15 protein-coding genes are annotated in these 17,010 nt (G+C 46.5%); 6 read left to right on the plus strand and 9 right to left on the minus strand.

Features of this window, described 5'->3' with window-relative positions; translation table 11 throughout:
- Positions 1-38: 38 nt before the first annotated feature.
- Complete coding sequence (locus tag PKOR_RS19280) at positions 39-221, minus strand: hypothetical protein (protein ID WP_046312849.1); 183 nt, start codon at positions 219-221, stop codon at positions 39-41.
- 323 nt (positions 222-544) lie between these two features.
- Between PKOR_RS19280 and pgi the strand changes: the two genes are divergently transcribed.
- Both pgi and PKOR_RS19290 read left to right on the plus strand, forming a co-directional pair.
- Positions 545-2,191 (plus strand): glucose-6-phosphate isomerase, encoded by a 1,647-nt coding sequence (gene pgi / locus PKOR_RS19285; protein WP_046312850.1) that lies wholly within the window; start codon positions 545-547, stop codon positions 2,189-2,191.
- Positions 2,192-2,253: 62 nt separating this feature from the next.
- Complete coding sequence (locus PKOR_RS19290) at positions 2,254-3,846, plus strand: hypothetical protein (RefSeq protein WP_052738963.1); 1,593 nt, start codon at positions 2,254-2,256, stop codon at positions 3,844-3,846.
- A 24-nt stretch (positions 3,847-3,870) separates the two neighbouring features.
- Here the strand turns inward: PKOR_RS19290 and PKOR_RS19295 are convergent, their stop codons facing one another.
- Positions 3,871-4,782 (minus strand): DUF58 domain-containing protein, encoded by a 912-nt coding sequence (locus tag PKOR_RS19295; protein ID WP_046312852.1) that lies wholly within the window; start codon positions 4,780-4,782, stop codon positions 3,871-3,873.
- 3 nt (positions 4,783-4,785) lie between these two features.
- Positions 4,786-5,199 (minus strand): septal ring lytic transglycosylase RlpA family protein, encoded by a 414-nt coding sequence (locus PKOR_RS19300; protein ID WP_052738964.1) that lies wholly within the window; start codon positions 5,197-5,199, stop codon positions 4,786-4,788.
- A 134-nt stretch (positions 5,200-5,333) separates the two neighbouring features.
- On the opposite strand from PKOR_RS19300, the gene PKOR_RS19305 reads away from it, so the two are divergent.
- On the plus strand, positions 5,334-5,663 hold the full coding sequence (locus tag PKOR_RS19305; protein WP_046312855.1) for a DUF3276 family protein: 330 nt from the start codon (positions 5,334-5,336) through the stop codon (positions 5,661-5,663).
- 164 nt (positions 5,664-5,827) lie between these two features.
- Entirely contained in the window at positions 5,828-6,925 is a 1,098-nt protein-coding gene (ychF, locus tag PKOR_RS19310) for a redox-regulated ATPase YchF (RefSeq protein WP_046312856.1), read from the plus strand.
- 74 nt (positions 6,926-6,999) lie between these two features.
- Here ychF and PKOR_RS19315 read toward each other — a convergent pair whose 3' ends face one another.
- The 3 genes from PKOR_RS19315 to PKOR_RS19325 form a co-directional block, all read right to left on the minus strand.
- On the minus strand, positions 7,000-7,884 hold the full coding sequence (locus PKOR_RS19315; RefSeq protein ID WP_235336806.1) for a transposase: 885 nt from the start codon (positions 7,882-7,884) through the stop codon (positions 7,000-7,002).
- 348 nt (positions 7,885-8,232) lie between these two features.
- Positions 8,233-8,694 (minus strand): hypothetical protein, encoded by a 462-nt coding sequence (locus PKOR_RS19320; protein ID WP_148561750.1) that lies wholly within the window; start codon positions 8,692-8,694, stop codon positions 8,233-8,235.
- The gene (locus PKOR_RS19325; RefSeq protein ID WP_046312859.1) at positions 8,666-9,979 is read right to left on the minus strand and encodes a type IX secretion system plug protein; all 1,314 of its coding nucleotides are present in this window, start codon (positions 9,977-9,979) and stop codon (positions 8,666-8,668) included. The genes PKOR_RS19320 and PKOR_RS19325 overlap by 29 nt, the downstream gene beginning before the upstream one ends.
- A 150-nt stretch (positions 9,980-10,129) precedes the next feature.
- Here PKOR_RS19325 and PKOR_RS19330 point away from each other — a divergent pair, with 150 nt between their 5' ends.
- Positions 10,130-11,002: an SDR family oxidoreductase gene (locus PKOR_RS19330; protein ID WP_046312861.1), complete on the plus strand. Its 873-nt coding sequence runs from the start codon at positions 10,130-10,132 to the stop codon at positions 11,000-11,002.
- Here the strand turns inward: PKOR_RS19330 and PKOR_RS19335 are convergent, their stop codons facing one another.
- The 3 genes from PKOR_RS19335 to PKOR_RS19345 form a co-directional block, all read right to left on the minus strand.
- Entirely contained in the window at positions 11,003-11,452 is a 450-nt protein-coding gene (locus tag PKOR_RS19335; protein ID WP_235336808.1) for an OsmC family protein, read from the minus strand.
- Positions 11,453-11,529: 77 nt separating this feature from the next.
- Positions 11,530-12,885, minus strand: a complete 1,356-nt coding sequence (locus tag PKOR_RS19340; protein WP_046312862.1) for a sensor histidine kinase — start codon at positions 12,883-12,885, stop codon at positions 11,530-11,532.
- Complete coding sequence (locus PKOR_RS19345) at positions 12,875-14,260, minus strand: sigma-54-dependent transcriptional regulator (protein WP_046314668.1); 1,386 nt, start codon at positions 14,258-14,260, stop codon at positions 12,875-12,877. Before PKOR_RS19345 ends, PKOR_RS19340 begins: the two co-directional genes overlap by 11 nt.
- A gap of 267 nt (positions 14,261-14,527) precedes the next feature.
- Between PKOR_RS19345 and PKOR_RS19350 the strand changes: the two genes are divergently transcribed.
- Positions 14,528-16,933 carry an ABC transporter permease gene (locus tag PKOR_RS19350; protein WP_046312864.1) on the plus strand — a complete coding sequence of 802 codons (2,406 nt, stop codon included), beginning with the start codon at positions 14,528-14,530 and terminating at the stop codon, positions 16,931-16,933.
- The last annotated feature ends 77 nt before the right edge of the window (positions 16,934-17,010 follow it).

The raw sequence follows: 17,010 nt of genomic DNA on the forward strand, positions 1-17,010 counted from the left end.
TCAGAGTTGGGTGATCTAGGAAATTTATGCGGTGTATACTATGGAATTCCATCCGTCCTCTCATTAGGTGGTACATGGGGTCCCTGTTCGGGACGTGTAGCATGCGTGTCTCCTCCCGTGATGTACTTGGAATGTGGTGGGGTGCGCTTGCCGTCATCCTCCCGTAAGATTTTATTCTTCTTCCCTGAGTTCTGCGCCTGGTCTTTCTGATCGTCTCTCATAATGTTAAACTTAAAATAACTCTTATCCTTCTTCTCTTATAATACTACAGGTAAAAGCAGACTTCCTACCTCTATACCCATCTCCTTTACTAGCTGCAACACAATACTTTACCTACGCAGCTTGCTACAAATTGATATTGTGTAGCCAGATATTAACCGCTGCTAACCCTGTCCAATATTTCGCCCGGAATTTCTTAATTTTGACATCGCAGTCTATATTGCATTTATACTTTATAAGAGAATACCCAACTCAGCCGTAACCCGATAGATAAAATCGTAGTAGTTGAAGCCGGGTGTTTAAACCTCAACAAGACCATAATACTATGCTGAAGAACTTCCCGCCAATCAAAACAGAAGCCTGGAGAAAACTGGAAGAGCACTATAAAAATGTGCAACCACAACACCTCCGTGACCTGTTTGCTCAGGACCCGCAACGTTTCGAAAAGTTAACGTTCCGCCTGAACGATACGCTTTATGACCTGTCTAAGAACCGTATTACACAGGAAACAGTACACCTGCTAACGCAGCTGGCGGAGGAAATGGACGTACCAGGCGCAATTGAGAGCTTGTTCGGCGGTGAAAAGATAAACGCCACAGAAAACCGTGCAGTGCTGCACACTGCCCTGCGTAATTTTACAGATGAGCAACTGCAGGTAGATGGAGAGAATGCCCTGCAGGAGGTACGCCAGGTACAGGAGCAAATGCGAAGCTTCTGCAACAGGTTACATTCTGGCGAGTGGACCGGTTATACTGGCAAGCGGATTCAGAATGTAGTAAACATTGGCATTGGCGGCTCTGATCTTGGGCCAAAGATGATAGTGGAGGCACTGAAGAAGTATCAGAAGCCAGGCATAGAAGTATACTTTATCTCAAACGTTGATGGAACGGATGCTGCCGAAGTACTGCGCAGACTAGACCCTGAGACGACGCTGTTTATCATAGCATCCAAAACATTTACCACCAAAGAAACAATCACCAATGCAGAAACAGCACGTGGTTGGTTCCTGAACAAGGCTGTTGACCGCGAGCACATCAAAAAACATTTCGTGGCCCTTTCTACAAACATAGAGGCCGTTACTAAATTTGGTATTGCCGAAGAGAACGCTTTCCGTTTCTGGGATTGGGTTGGAGGCCGATTCTCCCTATGGTCTGCTATTGGCCTATCGGTTGCCTGTGCCTTAGGCTACGATAAATTCGAAGAGCTGCTGCGTGGTGCAGAGTCCATGGACAAGCACTTCCGCCAGGCTCCGATACAAGAGAACATTCCGGTGCTGATGGCACTGTTAAGCATCTGGTATACGAACTTCTTTGGCTGCCAGACTCATGCTATCCTTCCGTATGACCAGTACCTGCGCCTGTTGCCAGAGTACCTGCAACAGCTGCTTATGGAAAGCAACGGTAAGAGTACCGACCGCAACGGGAACCGAGTTGATTACCAAACACAGCCTGTGGTATGGGGAGCAGCAGGCACTAACAGCCAGCACTCCTTCTTCCAGCTGATCCACCAGGGTACCATACTTATTCCTTGTGATTTTATCGCCCCGGCACAAAGTCACAATCCTATTGGTAACCACCACCCACTGCTACTGTCAAATTACTTTGCCCAGACAGAGGCGCTTTTGAAAGGCAAGAATGCAGAAGAGGTACGCCAGGAGCTGGAACAAAAAGGTATGGCTAGTGAAGAGCTAGAGCAACTGCTACCACACAAGTTGTTCGAAGGCAACAAGCCAACAACATCTATCATGATGAAGAAACTGACTCCATTTGAGCTTGGTAGCCTGGTAGCTATGTACGAGCACAAGACCTTCGTACAAGGTGTAATCTGGAATATATTCAGTTTCGACCAGTGGGGCGTAGAACTTGGTAAGCAATTAGCAGGTACGATAGAAGGTGAGTTACTGCAAGGAAAATCATCTGAGCACGACAGCTCTACCAAGGGCTTGATGGCATACTACACCGAGAATCAGTAAAAATGACTTGTTAGGAGTTAGCGGCTACCTCATTCATAACTCTTAACCTTTAAATAAACAACATGAAGCGAGTGGTGTTGGTGCTGTTAAGCAGTTTGCTGTTGAGCAGCTGTGTACAAGATGATTTCTTTCAGCACGACGCCCTGGCCACAGAAAAAGAACTTCATGGAAAAGCCGCTGCCGGTCCGGATAGCGCCTGGGTTATAGCCGGGCGCCACTACGACCGCAGCGGCTTTCATCGTTTTTTCTGGGGCAACCATAACCGTGCCCTCTGGATAACACCAGTTAAACTCCCTGTTTTCAAGCTACATTCCATCCATGGCGGATTGCGTGTTGTAAAGAAAGGTGGCGGCTACCAGACAACCAGCTTTCAGTTGCAGGATAGTTCCGGCCGCCTCTATGCCTTTCGCTCCATAGACAAAGACCCTAAGCATGTTTTAACCGAGTTCTGGCAAGGCACTTTTGTTACCAACATCCTGCGCGATCAGACATCAGCCGCTAACCCTTATGGTGCGCTCATTGTGCCACCACTAGCCAAAGCCGTTGGTGTATACCACACCACGCCTAAGTTGTACTATGTGCCTGCAGCAGACACCTCTTTTGGGAAGTACAGCCAGGAGGTACAGGGCAAGGTCTTTATGCTCGAAGAGAAGTATGAAACCCCGGCAGACTTCACCCCTCTTTTTGCTGATGATGTGATAGGTTTTGAGGAATCAGAAGATGCGTTGCGGGAGCGTTTCGAAAAAAACAACCACCACTTCAACCAAAAATCTTTTGCCCGTGCCCGTCTACTGGATTTACTGGTGGGCGACTGGGACAGGCACAAAGGCCAGTGGGACTGGGCAATTACAAGACAGGGCACAGACACTATCTATCATCCAATTCCGAAAGACAGAGATCAGGTTTTTCTTAAAATGAATGATGGCCTTATACCGTTCATTGCGACCAATAAGCTACTAGCCAGAAAGCTCCATTCCTTCGACCACAACTTCAGCGATGTGAAGGCCTACATGATTAATGCTGCCTTTATAGACCAACGCCTGTTACACGAGCTAAGCCTGGAAGACTGGCAGCAGATTGCCAGGCAAATGCAGCAACTGCTAACCGATCAGGTAATAGAACAAGCAGTGCTGGAGTTGCCTGCGCCAGTGTACACTTTAGTAGGTGATCAAATAACAAGCAACCTGAAAAGCCGCAGGGATTTGCTTGAAGAGGCTGCGGTAAAAATGTATACAATCCTAGCTAAAACTGTAGCAGTTCCTGGCTCTGATGCAGAAGAGAGATTTGAAGTAAAACGCCTTAATGATGAGCAGGTGGAGGTAATTGTAGGACGCCCACAACATGGAAAAACACCGGCTAAGGAACTATACAGACGCACTTTCCGACGAAGTGGGACAGATGAAATTATACTTTATGGATTGGGTGGAGACGACGAATTTGTGCTGTCTGGAGATGTTCAGGAAAGCATACTCCTCAAGATTTACGGGGGATTGGGAGAAGATAAGGTGGCGGATAATTCTACCGTGGCAGGCTGGAAAAAGTATACCCATATTTACGACACAAACCGTGGCAACGAGTTTACGTTTGGCTCAGAGACAAAAGACATGACAACAGACGACGTAGGGGTGCACGCTTATGATAGAGAAGGAAACTAATTCATATTTAGGAGTAAAAGAACATTACCTCCCTTTGGCCCGCTTCACTAAGTAGGCGTAGAGCACTTTATCAAAAGGCTCGCTGATATCTACAGGCACGAAATCAATTTTGTATTGGCCGCACTTCAATGCCAGTTCTCTTTTGTAATTCTCTACAGCAGTACGGTAATGATCGCGCACCTGTGATGGTTGCAGCTTAAGCTCCTGCCCTGTCTCTACATCCACAAAAACATAAGGTCTCTCAGCAAACTCAAAGTCCTCCTCTGTTCTTCTGTCCATCACATGAAACAGCAGCACCTCATGGTTCTGGTGCTTCAGGTGCTGCAGAGCTGCAAAATTAGCTTCCATTGCATCATAGCGGCTAAGCATATCGCTGAATATGACTACGAGCGAGCGCTTCGGAATCTGCTGCGCAATTTGGTGCACTACCTCTGCCACATTTGTTTCTTTGGCAGTAGGTTGCTGCTCCAACTGCTTCTGCAGGAGCAAAAGCAAGGTATGCAGGTGGGAGGCCGTAGAGCGCACTGGAGTCTGCTGCTCAATCTTGTCTGAGAAGGTAACCAGGCCTACTGCATCGCGCTGCTTACGCAGAAGTGTAGCTAAGGCTGCTGCACAGAGTGCTGAAAAGGCAAGCTTTCCGTTGTTCTCCAGCGGGTAGTACATAGAGGGCGAAACATCCAGCAGGATATGGCAGCGCAGGTTCGTCTCCTCTTCGTAGCGTTTTACAAAAAGCTTATCGGTACGGGCAAAAACTTTCCAATCTATGTGCCGCGTACTCTCGCCGTTGTTGTAAAGACGGTGCTCTGAGAATTCTACTGAGAACCCATGGTAGGGTGACTGATGTAAACCAGTAATAAAGCCCTCCACCAATTGCTTTGCCAGAAACTCCATGTTCTCAAATTTCTGTACATCGGCAAGGGTAAGGGGCTTTTTCATAGTTTACTGCTTTGTTGTAGATTCTGCTTCTGAAACGGCAAAAGGCGTGTCTTGTTGTGCTTCAGTTTCGCTCAGCGCTTCCACCTTTACTGTTGCTGTGCCAGAACGTACCATATCCAGCTCTTTTGCTGCTGCTTTGGAAACGTCTATCACACGGTGGCGGCTGCTAACCATTCGGTCATTGATACGTACAACAACGGTCTTGCCATTATTCAAATTAGTTACCTGCACCTTAGTGTCAAAAGGCAGTGAGGCATGCGCAGCGGTCAGTTGATTTTTGTCGTAGGGTTCGCCGCTGGCAGTTTTGTGGCCATGAAAGCGGTCGGCGTAAAAAGAGGCTTTACCGCTAGCTGTGTAAGTGGCCGGTCCTGAAAAGAACGAAAGCAGGAAAATCAATACTACTGAACATAGATTCATAGTATTTCATAGTTGGTCCGGCTACAAATATAGAGTTAAAATAATTTAAGTGAATTTTAAATTCTAAAACTTTTATATATCAGATCTATATATTACTTTTAGGTTCTCAAGGTTGAATTTAACGTCTAATAACGGTGGAAGAGAACAACGAAAAAGCAGAAATTTATTCCCAGAGAGTAAGAGCCGGGAAGAGAACGTATTTCTTTGATGTGAAGTCAACTCGTTCTAACGACTTCTACGTGACTATCACGGAGAGCAAGCGTAAGTTCAAAGACGACAGCTTCTCATACGAGAAACACAAGATCTTCCTTTACAAAGAAGACTTCGTGAAGTTCATGGAGGCGCTTCAGGGAACTATTGACCACGTTAAATCCGAGCTCTTGACAGAAGAAGCACTTGCTGCACTGGAGAATCCTGTAAGCGAGAAAGAAGCCTCTTTTGATGAAGAACTTAAGTGGGACTAAACCCGAACCACTTAACATACTAATATTACCGAAGCCCGCCGCCTCCTGCTGTGGGCTTTTTGCATTAGCACCCGCCCCTCTCACACCTTATTTAAAGTAATAGAGCGCGCAGAGCTAAGTAATTTATTGTATCTTTGCGCCCTGAAATAAACATAAAAGTATAAATGGGACTACGATGCGGTATTGTGGGTCTGCCAAACGTTGGCAAGTCTACCCTGTTCAACGCTATTTCTAACGCCAAGGCAGAGTCTGCCAATTATCCTTTCTGTACCATTGAGCCTAACGTAGGCGTAATTACGGTGCCAGATGAGCGCCTGCAGATACTGGAAGAACTGGTGCACCCAGAGCGCGTGTTGCCAACAGTAATAGAATTTGTGGACATTGCCGGCCTAGTAAAAGGCGCCAGCAAAGGCGAGGGTCTGGGCAATAAGTTCCTGGCCAACATCCGTGAGGTAGATGCTATCATTCATGTGGTGCGTTGCTTCGAAGATCCGAACATTGTGCACGTGGCCGGTCAGGTAGATCCTATTTCTGATAAAGAAATCATCGATACAGAGCTTCAGCTGAAAGACCTGGAGTCTGTCGATAAGAAAATACAAAAAGTAATCCGTACGGCTAAGTCTGGCGATGCGAAGGCAAAGAAAGAAATGGCTGCTCTGGAGAAGTACAAGGCACACCTGGAGAGTGGCCAAAATGTGCGCTCTCTTGAAGTAACGGAGGAAGAGAAAGAAGCTGTAGAAGATCTGAAGCTGCTAACAGAGAAGCCGGTGATTTATGCCGCCAACGTAGACGAAGACTCTATGCTGACAGGTAACCAGTACTCTGAGGTACTGAAAGAACACGTGAAAAACGAAAATGCACAGGTAGTGCTGATTTCGGCCTCTATTGAAGCGCAGATTGCTGAGTTGACTGACCCTGAAGAGAAAGAAATGTTCCTTTCAGAGTATGGCTTGCAAGAGTCTGGCCTGAACAAGCTGATCCGTGCTTCTTACGATCTGCTGAACCTGATCACCTACTTCACTGCCGGTGTGAAAGAAGTACGCGCCTGGACAATTCAAAAGGGCTGGAGAGCACCACAGGCTGCCGGTGTTATTCATACTGACTTTGAGAAAGGCTTTATTCGTGCTGAGGTAATCAAACTAGAGGATTACCAGAAGTATGGCTCTGAGGCAAAAATCAAAGAGGCTGGTAAAATGGCCGTTGAAGGCAAAGAGTACGTGGTGCAGGATGGCGATATCATGCACTTCCGCTTTAACGTGTAATTCATTTTAAGAGTAAAAACAGAAAAGGCAGGCCAATTGGCCAGGAGTGGTCGGCAGAAATTCCGACCACTTTTTTATGTTTTAAAGAGTTTGCCTAAGTCCCCACCGCACTCTGCCACAATGATGGCAATGGCCAGGTTTCTGACTTCCATAGCAAACCTGCGTTTGGCCGTTTTGTAGCCAATGGCGTTGGCCTGTTTGTAGATAAGCAGCAGCATGGCCACAATCAGGGTCATGTAGAGCATCACCTCTATGCCGTTTTGGTTGAGCGAGACCAAGTGGCTCAGGTTGAGCTCCTGCTTAAAGAAGCGAAAGAACACCTCCATGTCCCACCTGCGCCGGTAGGCCTTGGCTACCTCTTCAGCAGGCATCTGCAGGGCATTGGTCAACAGCCAGTAGCGCTGCTTTGGGTCCTGCTTGCTTTCCACGATGAGGAGGCGGAAATCCTGCTCCAGCAGGCTTTCCCGGTACTGGATGTTTCCTTTCTTGTTGTGGATGGGCTTGCCGCAGTAAAGCCTGACGAGCTGATCGCTCCTCAGCACCCCTTCGCCCAGGTCTGTCTGCTGTCCTGGCTCAAGCAGGTTGGCCTTGCGCTCATACTTGCGGTTTTCCTTCACCCGGCAGACAAAGCGCACCTGCTGCGCCTCAAAGGCCGCCAGGCTTTGGGCCGATTGCAGGCCCCGGTCCAGCACATACAGGTTTTTGTGGCCAGCCTCCTTCCTGGCATGCTGCCAGACCAGGTGGGACAGGGCCACCTCCTCGCTGTTGTAGCTGCGCTCGCTGAAGGCCTGGGCGCTGCAGGGCAGCACCCCATCAAAGGCCACGGTGTATTGGACGGCCTTCCTGCCGCTGGCATGACCTACGCTGCTTTGAAGGGAGAGTTGCGCCAAGTATTGCTCGGGGATAGGCTCCAGCAGTTGGCTCACACTCATCCTGTGGTCTTTGAATATGCTCATCATCTTTATCTTTTAGCCTGTAAAGACAAAAAACAAGAGAAGCAGAGAGATCAAGAAAGTGAAAAAACAGCCCCAATGAAAGAGTGGTCGGAATTCCTTCCGACCACTCCTGGTGATAAACCTGCCTTTTCTGCTTTTATGTCCTCCTATCTAAGTTTTCTTCAGGTACATTGTCTTCAGCACCACCCAGCTTTTCCTTATCCGGCAGTACACCTCATCTTAGCTGTCAGTTTGGCAAGTGTTCTTGCTTAAATTACCCCACTTACTTTATGGTCTTTCACAACATGCACCTAACCCCCGTTATTTAGGTTATTTACACAAACATTTAAACAGAAATAACATACATTAAAGCTATTGATTTTTATCTTTTTGATATCGTGAAATGGCTACAGAGTCGAGCAAGCTACTGTTGTAGAACTTCAAGCAAATATCCATCACTCTTTTGCCTTCCATACCTTCAGCTACACGTCCTACTCTACTAGCAGAGTCTAGCAAAATCTTATCTCTTTCAACTTTTGCCAAAATATCAATTAGTGCAACCTCTGAATACAGGTAATCAGGAAAGCGGCAACTAGCGTCCTCAGTTACTAAATCATACTTATTGTCATACCCATACTTTATACACCTACAGAAGCTAAGGGTTTTGAAGCCCTCTATAAAAGAGTTCTTATAGTTTTCTTGCAGCATTTTCCTCTCCCCTAGTTTGAAGTTAGATGTACAGCCTATTAAAGCTACAACAAACAGCAAGACCAAAGGAGCCAGAACACTTCTCATTTTAGGTTCCTTACTTCCTGTTGAAGAACAGCCTATCATACCCGATCAAAAGGTCAGCGCGAGAGCCTGGTGGGCGGTAGTAAATCAGGATGTCGTAGATGTTATCGGTTTCGAAATGACTTCCCTCAAAGTAGCTTTCGTCCGGGTCAGCAGAGCCTTGCTTTAAGGTGTAGTAGTAGTTGTAGTAGCCCTGCTTTAATAGCATACGCCCTGTGAAAGCCTGTCGCTCGGCATCGAAGCTTAATTTGGCCTCTTTTGTTTCTCTCCAGTTTGTCAGGTCGCCCTGTAGGTATACTTCTCCAGGCACATTGTCTGATACCTTCAACTCAAAATCTACCCATGTGTAATCCCCATTCACGTCGCCATTCCCATACTGCCTGTTGCCAAAAATCCGCCTTCCGTTAATGTCAGGGTCTTGGCTGTAGGCAAGGCCGTTTCTGCTTTTGTCCGGCTGAAGATCCACCAGGATAGGGCTCTGCTGCAAGTTTATACTTTCAACACCAATGCCATTGTAGTTCAGGCTGCGTGTGTCGAATGCACGAAACTCGCTCAGCCCCTTAAACAGCTCCTTCGGATCAAAGAAAACATACTCCAGTCGGCGCTGCGCATCGTGGATATAGGTAGGGCGGGCAAGGCGTTTGGCATTGTCCCAGCGAAAGTTCTGGCGCATCACTGCCTTGACGTCTGCAGCAGGGTTTATTAACTCATAATCCGGGTAAAACACATTAAACTCTACCGGCTGACGTGTTTCTCGACCCTGTGGCCCAAGCGGTGCACCTAACTTGCTCGTCACCGTCACGAGCTCCTGATACACAAGTATGCGCTGCGTAAGCAACAGCTTTCCTCCCTCCTCTTGTACTACCAACACATAGTTACCACTCAGCTTTACCCGTGGCACCCGAAACTGGTAATGCACATATGGTACACGTGTATTTACAGAATTTTGAGCATCGGTAATAAAAAACTCATTGAATTCGTTCAGAAACTGGGTATCGCTGAGAGAAGAGGGTGTCCAGTTTGCATCGCAATGAATAAGCTTTGCCACCAACCTGTTGGGAGCAGCATTTAAGCGATCAAACTCAAGTATAACAGGTGTGCCCTGGCCAAGTGCGACAACAGGTGGCTCCAGCACTTCTTCCTCAAAACCAGTAGCCACATAAGCTTGCACCGACTGTATACTTTCATCGTATACAAAATCCTCGTAGCGGAGTTGTGCCTGTGTGCTACTACTGCTCTGTACCTGTTGCTCGATTGGGACACAAGCCACAGTGCCTACCGCCAGTAAAGAGCCCAGCAGGTAAGTATAGATTGTTCTTTTCTGCATTCGTTAAGTCTAGGCTTTTCTTATAGATAAGGCCAAATGATTATCAGAACGAATATAGTCAAAAATGTGTAAGCCTCCCTTAATTAATACAGCCGTTGCAGTTTGTGCTTTCTATCGTTCTTCCATATTGTAGATACGTCACTTAAAGGGATGAAACAGGTACTTCTGGCTGGTGCCACCGGACACCTGGGCCGTCATTTGCTACGAGCACTCAAACAGCAAGGCTTTATAGTTACAGTTCTAGCACGTTCAGAGCAAAAGGCTTCTGCTCTCTCTCCTGCTCCTGATCGGCTACTATTTGCAGATGCAACACATCCAGACTCTTTGTCGGGTTGCTGCCAGGGTATAGATGTAGTGGCATCTGCGGTGGGGAAGAGCATCAGTTTGAAAGACTGGAGCAAAACTACTTTCCACGAGGTAGATTATCAGGCAAATTACAACCTCTTGCAGGAGGCGAAGGCGGCAGGAATACAGCAGTTCATATACATTTCGGCTTTTAGCGCAGAGCAGCACCCTGAGTTAGCTTACTTCAAAGCACATGCAGATTTTTCGGAAGCCCTAAAACAATCTGGCATCAGCTATACCATTGTACAACCAACAGCATTATTTTCTGTATTCGACGAGATGACAGCTATGGCCAGGAAGGGAATGCTAGGTGTGATCGATTCAGGTGCGGCCTTAACCAACCCCGTGTTTGAAGGAGATGTTGCCAACGTAGCTGTGGAAAGTATAGGGGGACCATCAGAAGTCATTCCTATCGGCGGTAAACGTATCTATAGCCGGTTAGAACTAGCAAAATTGGTTGGCAGAGCTGCAGGGTATGAAGGCAGGATAATTCATGCACCTAAAACTGCTATAAAACTTTTACTGCCTTTGGTAAAGCTGTTCAGTCCGAGCCTATGTCATACATTAGCATTTCTAACCAAAGTATCAGTAGAAAATTGTGTAGCTCCACAGCTAGGAGAGTTCACGTTGGAGGACTACCTGAAATTGCCGGAGAAAGCATCGAAAGCCAGTGCTTAGCTAATCGTCCATAAGTTCGGTCTCTACAGATATGCCTGCTACCAACGTTTTCTGAACTGGGCACCTACTGGCAATTACCTTGAGGCGCTGTCGCTGTTCTGCAGTTAGGTCACCGAAAAGACGTAGCTTTTTAATAACCTGAGTAAGTTTTGCTGTGTCCTGCTCACAATGCTGGCAATCGTCTGTATGAACACGCTCATGCCGCAGTTGTACCTCCGCACGCTCCAGAGGCCAACCTTTCAGCTTCGCGTACATATTTAAAGTTATCACTGTACATGCACCCAGTGCCGCTAGTATATAATCATAAGGGTCTACGCCATTTTTAACATCCTGCTCACTGCCAGATTCATCAATAATCATTGTATCTGTACCAGCAGTTACTTTCGCTACCAGGGGTACGCTACTATCGGTGCTTACCTTTACAAAACCCTCTACCTCTTGCATGCTCATAATCATTCGTTTAAGATGATGCTTATACTTTAACGAGCGGCAAAAGAAAAGTTTTAACAAGTACAGTTACAAAAACATCAGAAGTGCAGCACAAAGGTTGTTCCCTGCCCCAGCTCCGACTCAACCGAGATAGTGCCCTTGTGTAAGCGCATCATCTGGCGCGAGAGGCTTAGTCCTATACCGGAGCCTGCTTTTTTGGTGCTATAAAAAGGAATGAAGATTTTAGCCATAGCCTCTTCTGTCATGCCAGGCCCATTATCTGAAATGTAAATAGACACGCGGCTACGCTCATCAAGGGAGGCCTGCAACACAATTTTCCCGTCGGGCCCCTCCTGCACTGCTTCCGTTGCATTTTTTATTAAATTGATGAGCACCTGCTCTATCATACTCCTATCGGCTATAAGCAGCATTTTCTCGCGTGGTGCTTTTACGATCAACTGCACATGCTGCTTTGCCAACTGCTCCCGAAGCAATAGCTTAACCTCCTGCAGCAACTCTCCTACATCAAACCGGCTCATCTGTGGTACCGATATGGTGGTAAGGTTGCGGAACTCGTTAACAAAGCGAATAAGTCCGTCAGATCGGCGGCTGATAGTTTGCAGGCACTGTCCTACATCCTGCAGCTCCTCACGCAGCAAGGTTATTTCCTCTGCATCTGTGTCTGTGTAGCTATGTATTTCTTCGCAGGCGCTGGCAGAAAGTGAAGAAATTGGTGTTACGGAGTTCATGATCTCATGTGTCAGCACCCGAATAAGCTTGCCCCATGCCTCCATCTCCTTCTCTTCCAGTTCAGGCTGAATATTTTGCAGGGATGCCAGCCGTACCCGATCACCTAAGAGCGAGAGATCTATAACATGCACCGATAGGTTAGCCTGCTCTCCCCGGTGGCGCACAGGCACCAGCATTTTATCGCCTCCTTGTAACTGCTGTAGGCCAAGTGTCAACTCCGGGCTTGTTTGCTGTAGCTCCTGTACCTGCTGCAATTGCCCCACCTGCAGCAACTTCTTGGCAGCATTGTTTAGCAAAAGTATACTTCCATCAGCTTTGTAGGTAATAATACCGATGCCTATGTGCTGCACTATAACCTCGAAATAGTGGAGATGTGCTTCCTTTTCTGCACGTACTTCCCTGAATTTAGCCATCACTTCATTCAGGCGGAGTCCCAGCTGCTTTTGCGTTTTGCCTTCTCCTTCTATATGAAACTGCTCTGTAAAATCATCATACTTGATAGAGTTGAGAAAGCGTAGAAAAAGCCTGTTAGTTCGTTCCATGTAGCGCATCAGGAGCCATACCTGCAGCAGTATGAATAGCGCTAAGCCTATTATGGTAACTCTGTATTCATTGCTGAACTCTGTTTTGGCCAACAAGAAAACAGACAGAGACAGCAGCAGGACACGCAGCAGCAGCTGTAATTTGTAATGCCTAAAGCTCATATTTTTCCAGTCTTCGATAGAGTGCCCCTCTGGATAAGCCAAGTTCTTTGGCAGCCTTAGAAATATTGCCATCGTGCTTCTGCAGGGCACGTTGTACCGCCTCCCGCTCCAGGTTATCCAAATCCAAACTCTGTGATGTAACTGCCGGGGCTGCAGCAGGTTCTTCCACAGCCAAAAAGAAAAAATCTTCGGCCTGTAGTTCACGGTTGTCGCTCATGATGGAGGCTCGCTCCAAAGCATGCTGCAACTCACGCACATTACCAGGCCAGCTGTAGCGCTGTAGGCGAGCTAAGGCAGTATCTCCAAGGGGCTTTACTGGCTGTTTATACTTTTGGGCATATACCTGCAGGAAATGCTCCGCAAAAAGCGGCAGGTCATCCAGGCGCTCCCGTAGTGGCGGCAAGTGCAGCTCTACTGTATTGATGCGATAAAGCAGGTCCTGGCGGAATTCATTGCGCTGTACCATCTCCTTAAGGGGCATGTTGGTGGCACAAATTAGGCGTACATTTACTGGTATGGGTTTATTTGTGCCAACGCGAATAACTTCACGCCGCTGCAGTACGGTTAGCAACTTTGCCTGCATGGCAGGTGATAGGTTACCTATCTCATCGAGAAAAAGTGTTCCGCCATTAGCAGCCTCTATCCTACCAATTCTGTCTTCCTTGGCATCAGTAAAAGCTCCTTTTTTATGACCAAAAAGCTCACTTTCAAAAAGAGACTCTGTGATAGCGCCCATGTCCACCGTCACAAACACGCTATCTGCACGGGAGGAGCGTTCATGTATGGTACGGGCAATTACCTCTTTACCTGTTCCGTTCTCCCCTAACAACAGTATATCAGCATCTGTACGAGCCACTTTATCTATGATAGAAAAGAGCTGCTTCATTGCTTTACTCTCGCCCTGTATGATGTTTTTGCCGGTGTTTAGCTGGGTATTGAGTGTGCGGTTTACTTCTTTCAGTTGGTTTACTTCTTTGTAAGAGCTGCGCAGTTTAGCAGCAGCCGAAAGGGTAGCAACTAATTTCTCGTTCTGCCATGGCTTTAACACGAAGTCGGTGGCTCCTTCTTTCAGTGCCTTCACCGCCATCTCCACATCGCCATAGGCAGTTATCATTACTACCACTGCCGAAGGGTCGTACTTCATGATCTCCTTCAGCCAGTAAAAACCTTCCTGACCACTCGTAATGTCCTGGCTGAAGTTCATGTCGAGCAGGATGAGGTCGAAATCCTCATTTGAAAGCAGGAAAGGGATTTTCTTTGGGTTCTTTTCCATTACCACCTCCTTGGCATGTCGGCGCAGGAGCATCTTAGCAGAGAAAAGCACATCTTCGTTATCATCGATAACCAGAATGCGTCCCAGGTTCTGTTCTTCCATAGGTTTAGTGCAGGTTGTGTGGTTAGGTCTAGTGAAAATATTGTGCCAGCAGTATACTTCTATAAATATACCATTTAAAGCACTAAAAGTGTAGCTTATTGTGTCCATGGGCGGACATGTTATGTCCAACTGTGGACAATAACATGTATTGCAATTAGCTTCTATATATCCTTAAGCGGGTTTATGCTTTTTGGCACAGCGCTGGCAGTAGTTGATGCAGACGAGATCACTATTTAACACTATTCCCATACCTAAAGCGTAAGAACTATGATTAAGATGTACTTCCTCACGGCTTTCCGGTCGCTGGTGCGAAACAAGAGTTACAGCATACTCAACATTGCCGGCTTAACCCTTGGCATTACCTGCAGCATTTTGCTCTTCCTGATTATAAACTATGAGTTGAGCTATGATACCTTCCATGATAAGGCTGACCAAATCTACCGCGTAACTACTACCTATAAAACCGGGGATGGTGAAGAGAAGCACATGGGCATTCGTTTCCCGATACCCAAGTTGCTACGCAGCAACGATAACTTCGGTATGGACAACCTAACCCAAGTATTTGCTGAGGAGACTTCTCAAATCAACATCCTCAGCGAAAATGGCAACGCTCCAAAGCGCCTATTGGAAGAGAACCCTGTTGCATTTGTGGAGCCAGAGTACTTTGAAATTTTTGGTTTTGAAACTGGTGAAATTGATCCCCGTCCTGGACTGGCTGAGCCAAATAATGTAGTGCTGACACAAAACACGGCAGATAAGTATTTTCCAGAAGGTAATGCTATAGGCAAGATCATCAAATTTAATAACATACTTACTCTTAAAGTAACTTCTGTTATACCTGATCCGCCTGCAACAACAGACTTCCCCTTTGCCATGCTTATTTCTTATCCTTCTCTCAAGAACTACACAACATTTGAGATGGATAACTTTAACATGCTCTACAGTAATTTCCAGATGTATGTGCTGCTGCCTGAAGGTGTATCGCCAGAAGCTAAGGCAGCGGAAATTACAGATTTTGTAAACAGGCACAGAGAGCAGGACAGAAGAGGCACAGAAAGCTACTCGCTACAACCCCTAAACAACCTGCATTTTAATACTGACCTTGGTAACTTCGGCCAGCGCACCATTGCTAAGGAAATAATCTGGTCAATGGCTTTAGTCGGTATTTTTCTGGTATTGGTAGCCTGTATAAACTTTGTAAACCTTGCTACTGCTCAGGCAGTGAAAAGAGCAAAAGAAGTCGGTGTCAGGAAAGTGCTGGGCAGCAGCAAAACACAGCTTGTAATGCAGTTTATCGGAGAGACACTTTTAATCACGCTGCTGGCTACATTCTGCTCAGTTATACTTACAGAACTTGCTCTACCTTATCTGAACAGCCTGCTAGACCTTGAGATATCCTTCAGTATACTTGAAGATCCGGTTATATTACTGTTCTTAACAGCTGAGGTATTATTAGTTACTTTGTTTGCGGGCTTATATCCTGCTTTGATTTTGGCCCAATTTCAGCCAATTTCTGCCTTAAAGAGCCGCATTCATACGCAGCAGGTGGCTGGCCTACCGATACGTCAGGGGCTGGTGGTGCTGCAGTTTACTATTTGCCAGGTACTTATTATCTGCACTATTCTTGTTAATAACCAGATGGAGTATTTTAAAAGCAAGTCTTTAGGCTTTACAAAAGAAGCTGTAGTAACGGTGCCTCTGCCAAACCAAGCAGGCCAGAAAATTCAGCCTCTGCGAGAAGTACTTTTAAGCAACACTGCTGTAAGGCAGGTAAGCTTTGCTGGCTCCCCACCTTCATCCAACTTTACATGGGGTACTAACTTTGCTTATAACAACTCCAGCGAGGATGCTCCGTTTGAGGCTAACCTTAAGTTTGCGGATGAGAATTACCTGGACCTGTACAAGATTCAGCTTAAAGCAGGTCGTGCTTACACGAACAGCGACTCTGCAGCAGTGATGATTAATGAAACGATGCGCCGTAAATTAGGTATCAAAACACCAGCGGAAGCCATTGGTAAAACTATGAGGGTAGGAAGGGACTTTAAGGCTCCTATTGTAGGTGTGGTAGAAGACTTTCACCAAAACTCCCTACACGCTCCTATTGATCCTACTATCATGTTCACGGATCCTAAAAGCTATTTATACCTCAATGCTAAAATCGATATGAGCCAGAAACAGGAAGCAATTGCGCACCTGGAGAAAGTATGGAACATGGCCTATCCGGATGATGTCTTCAATTATGAGTTTCTGGACGAAACAATTGCCAGCTTTTACCAGGAAGAAGCACGGCAGAGTAAGCTTTTCAAGATCTTCTCCTTCATAGCCATTTTCATCGGTTGTCTGGGACTGTATGGCCTGGTGGCTTTTATGGCGGCACAGCGCACAAAAGAAGTGGGTATACGCAAAGTGCTAGGTGCCTCCATATTTAATATTGCTGTGCTGTTCTCTAAGGAGTTTATTAAGCTGGTGTTGATGGCCTTTGTATTGGCTGTACCTATTGCTTATTATATCATTAACCTTTGGCTGCAGGATTTCACATACCGTGTAAGCATTGGCTATTGGCCTTTTGCACTGGCCGGTATTGCAACCTTGCTAATTGCCCTCTTCACGATGGGTACACAGGCTATAAAAGCAGCGCTAGCTAACCCTGTTTTGTCGTTAAAAAGCGAATGACTTTTTTAGTCTTCATAAAACAAAAGAGCCGCCCTTTCCTGAGCGGCTCTTTTGTTTTATGGCAATCAGCTTCCTTA

The organism is Pontibacter korlensis (genome assembly GCF_000973725.1).
Classification (GTDB): domain Bacteria; phylum Bacteroidota; class Bacteroidia; order Cytophagales; family Hymenobacteraceae; genus Pontibacter; species Pontibacter korlensis.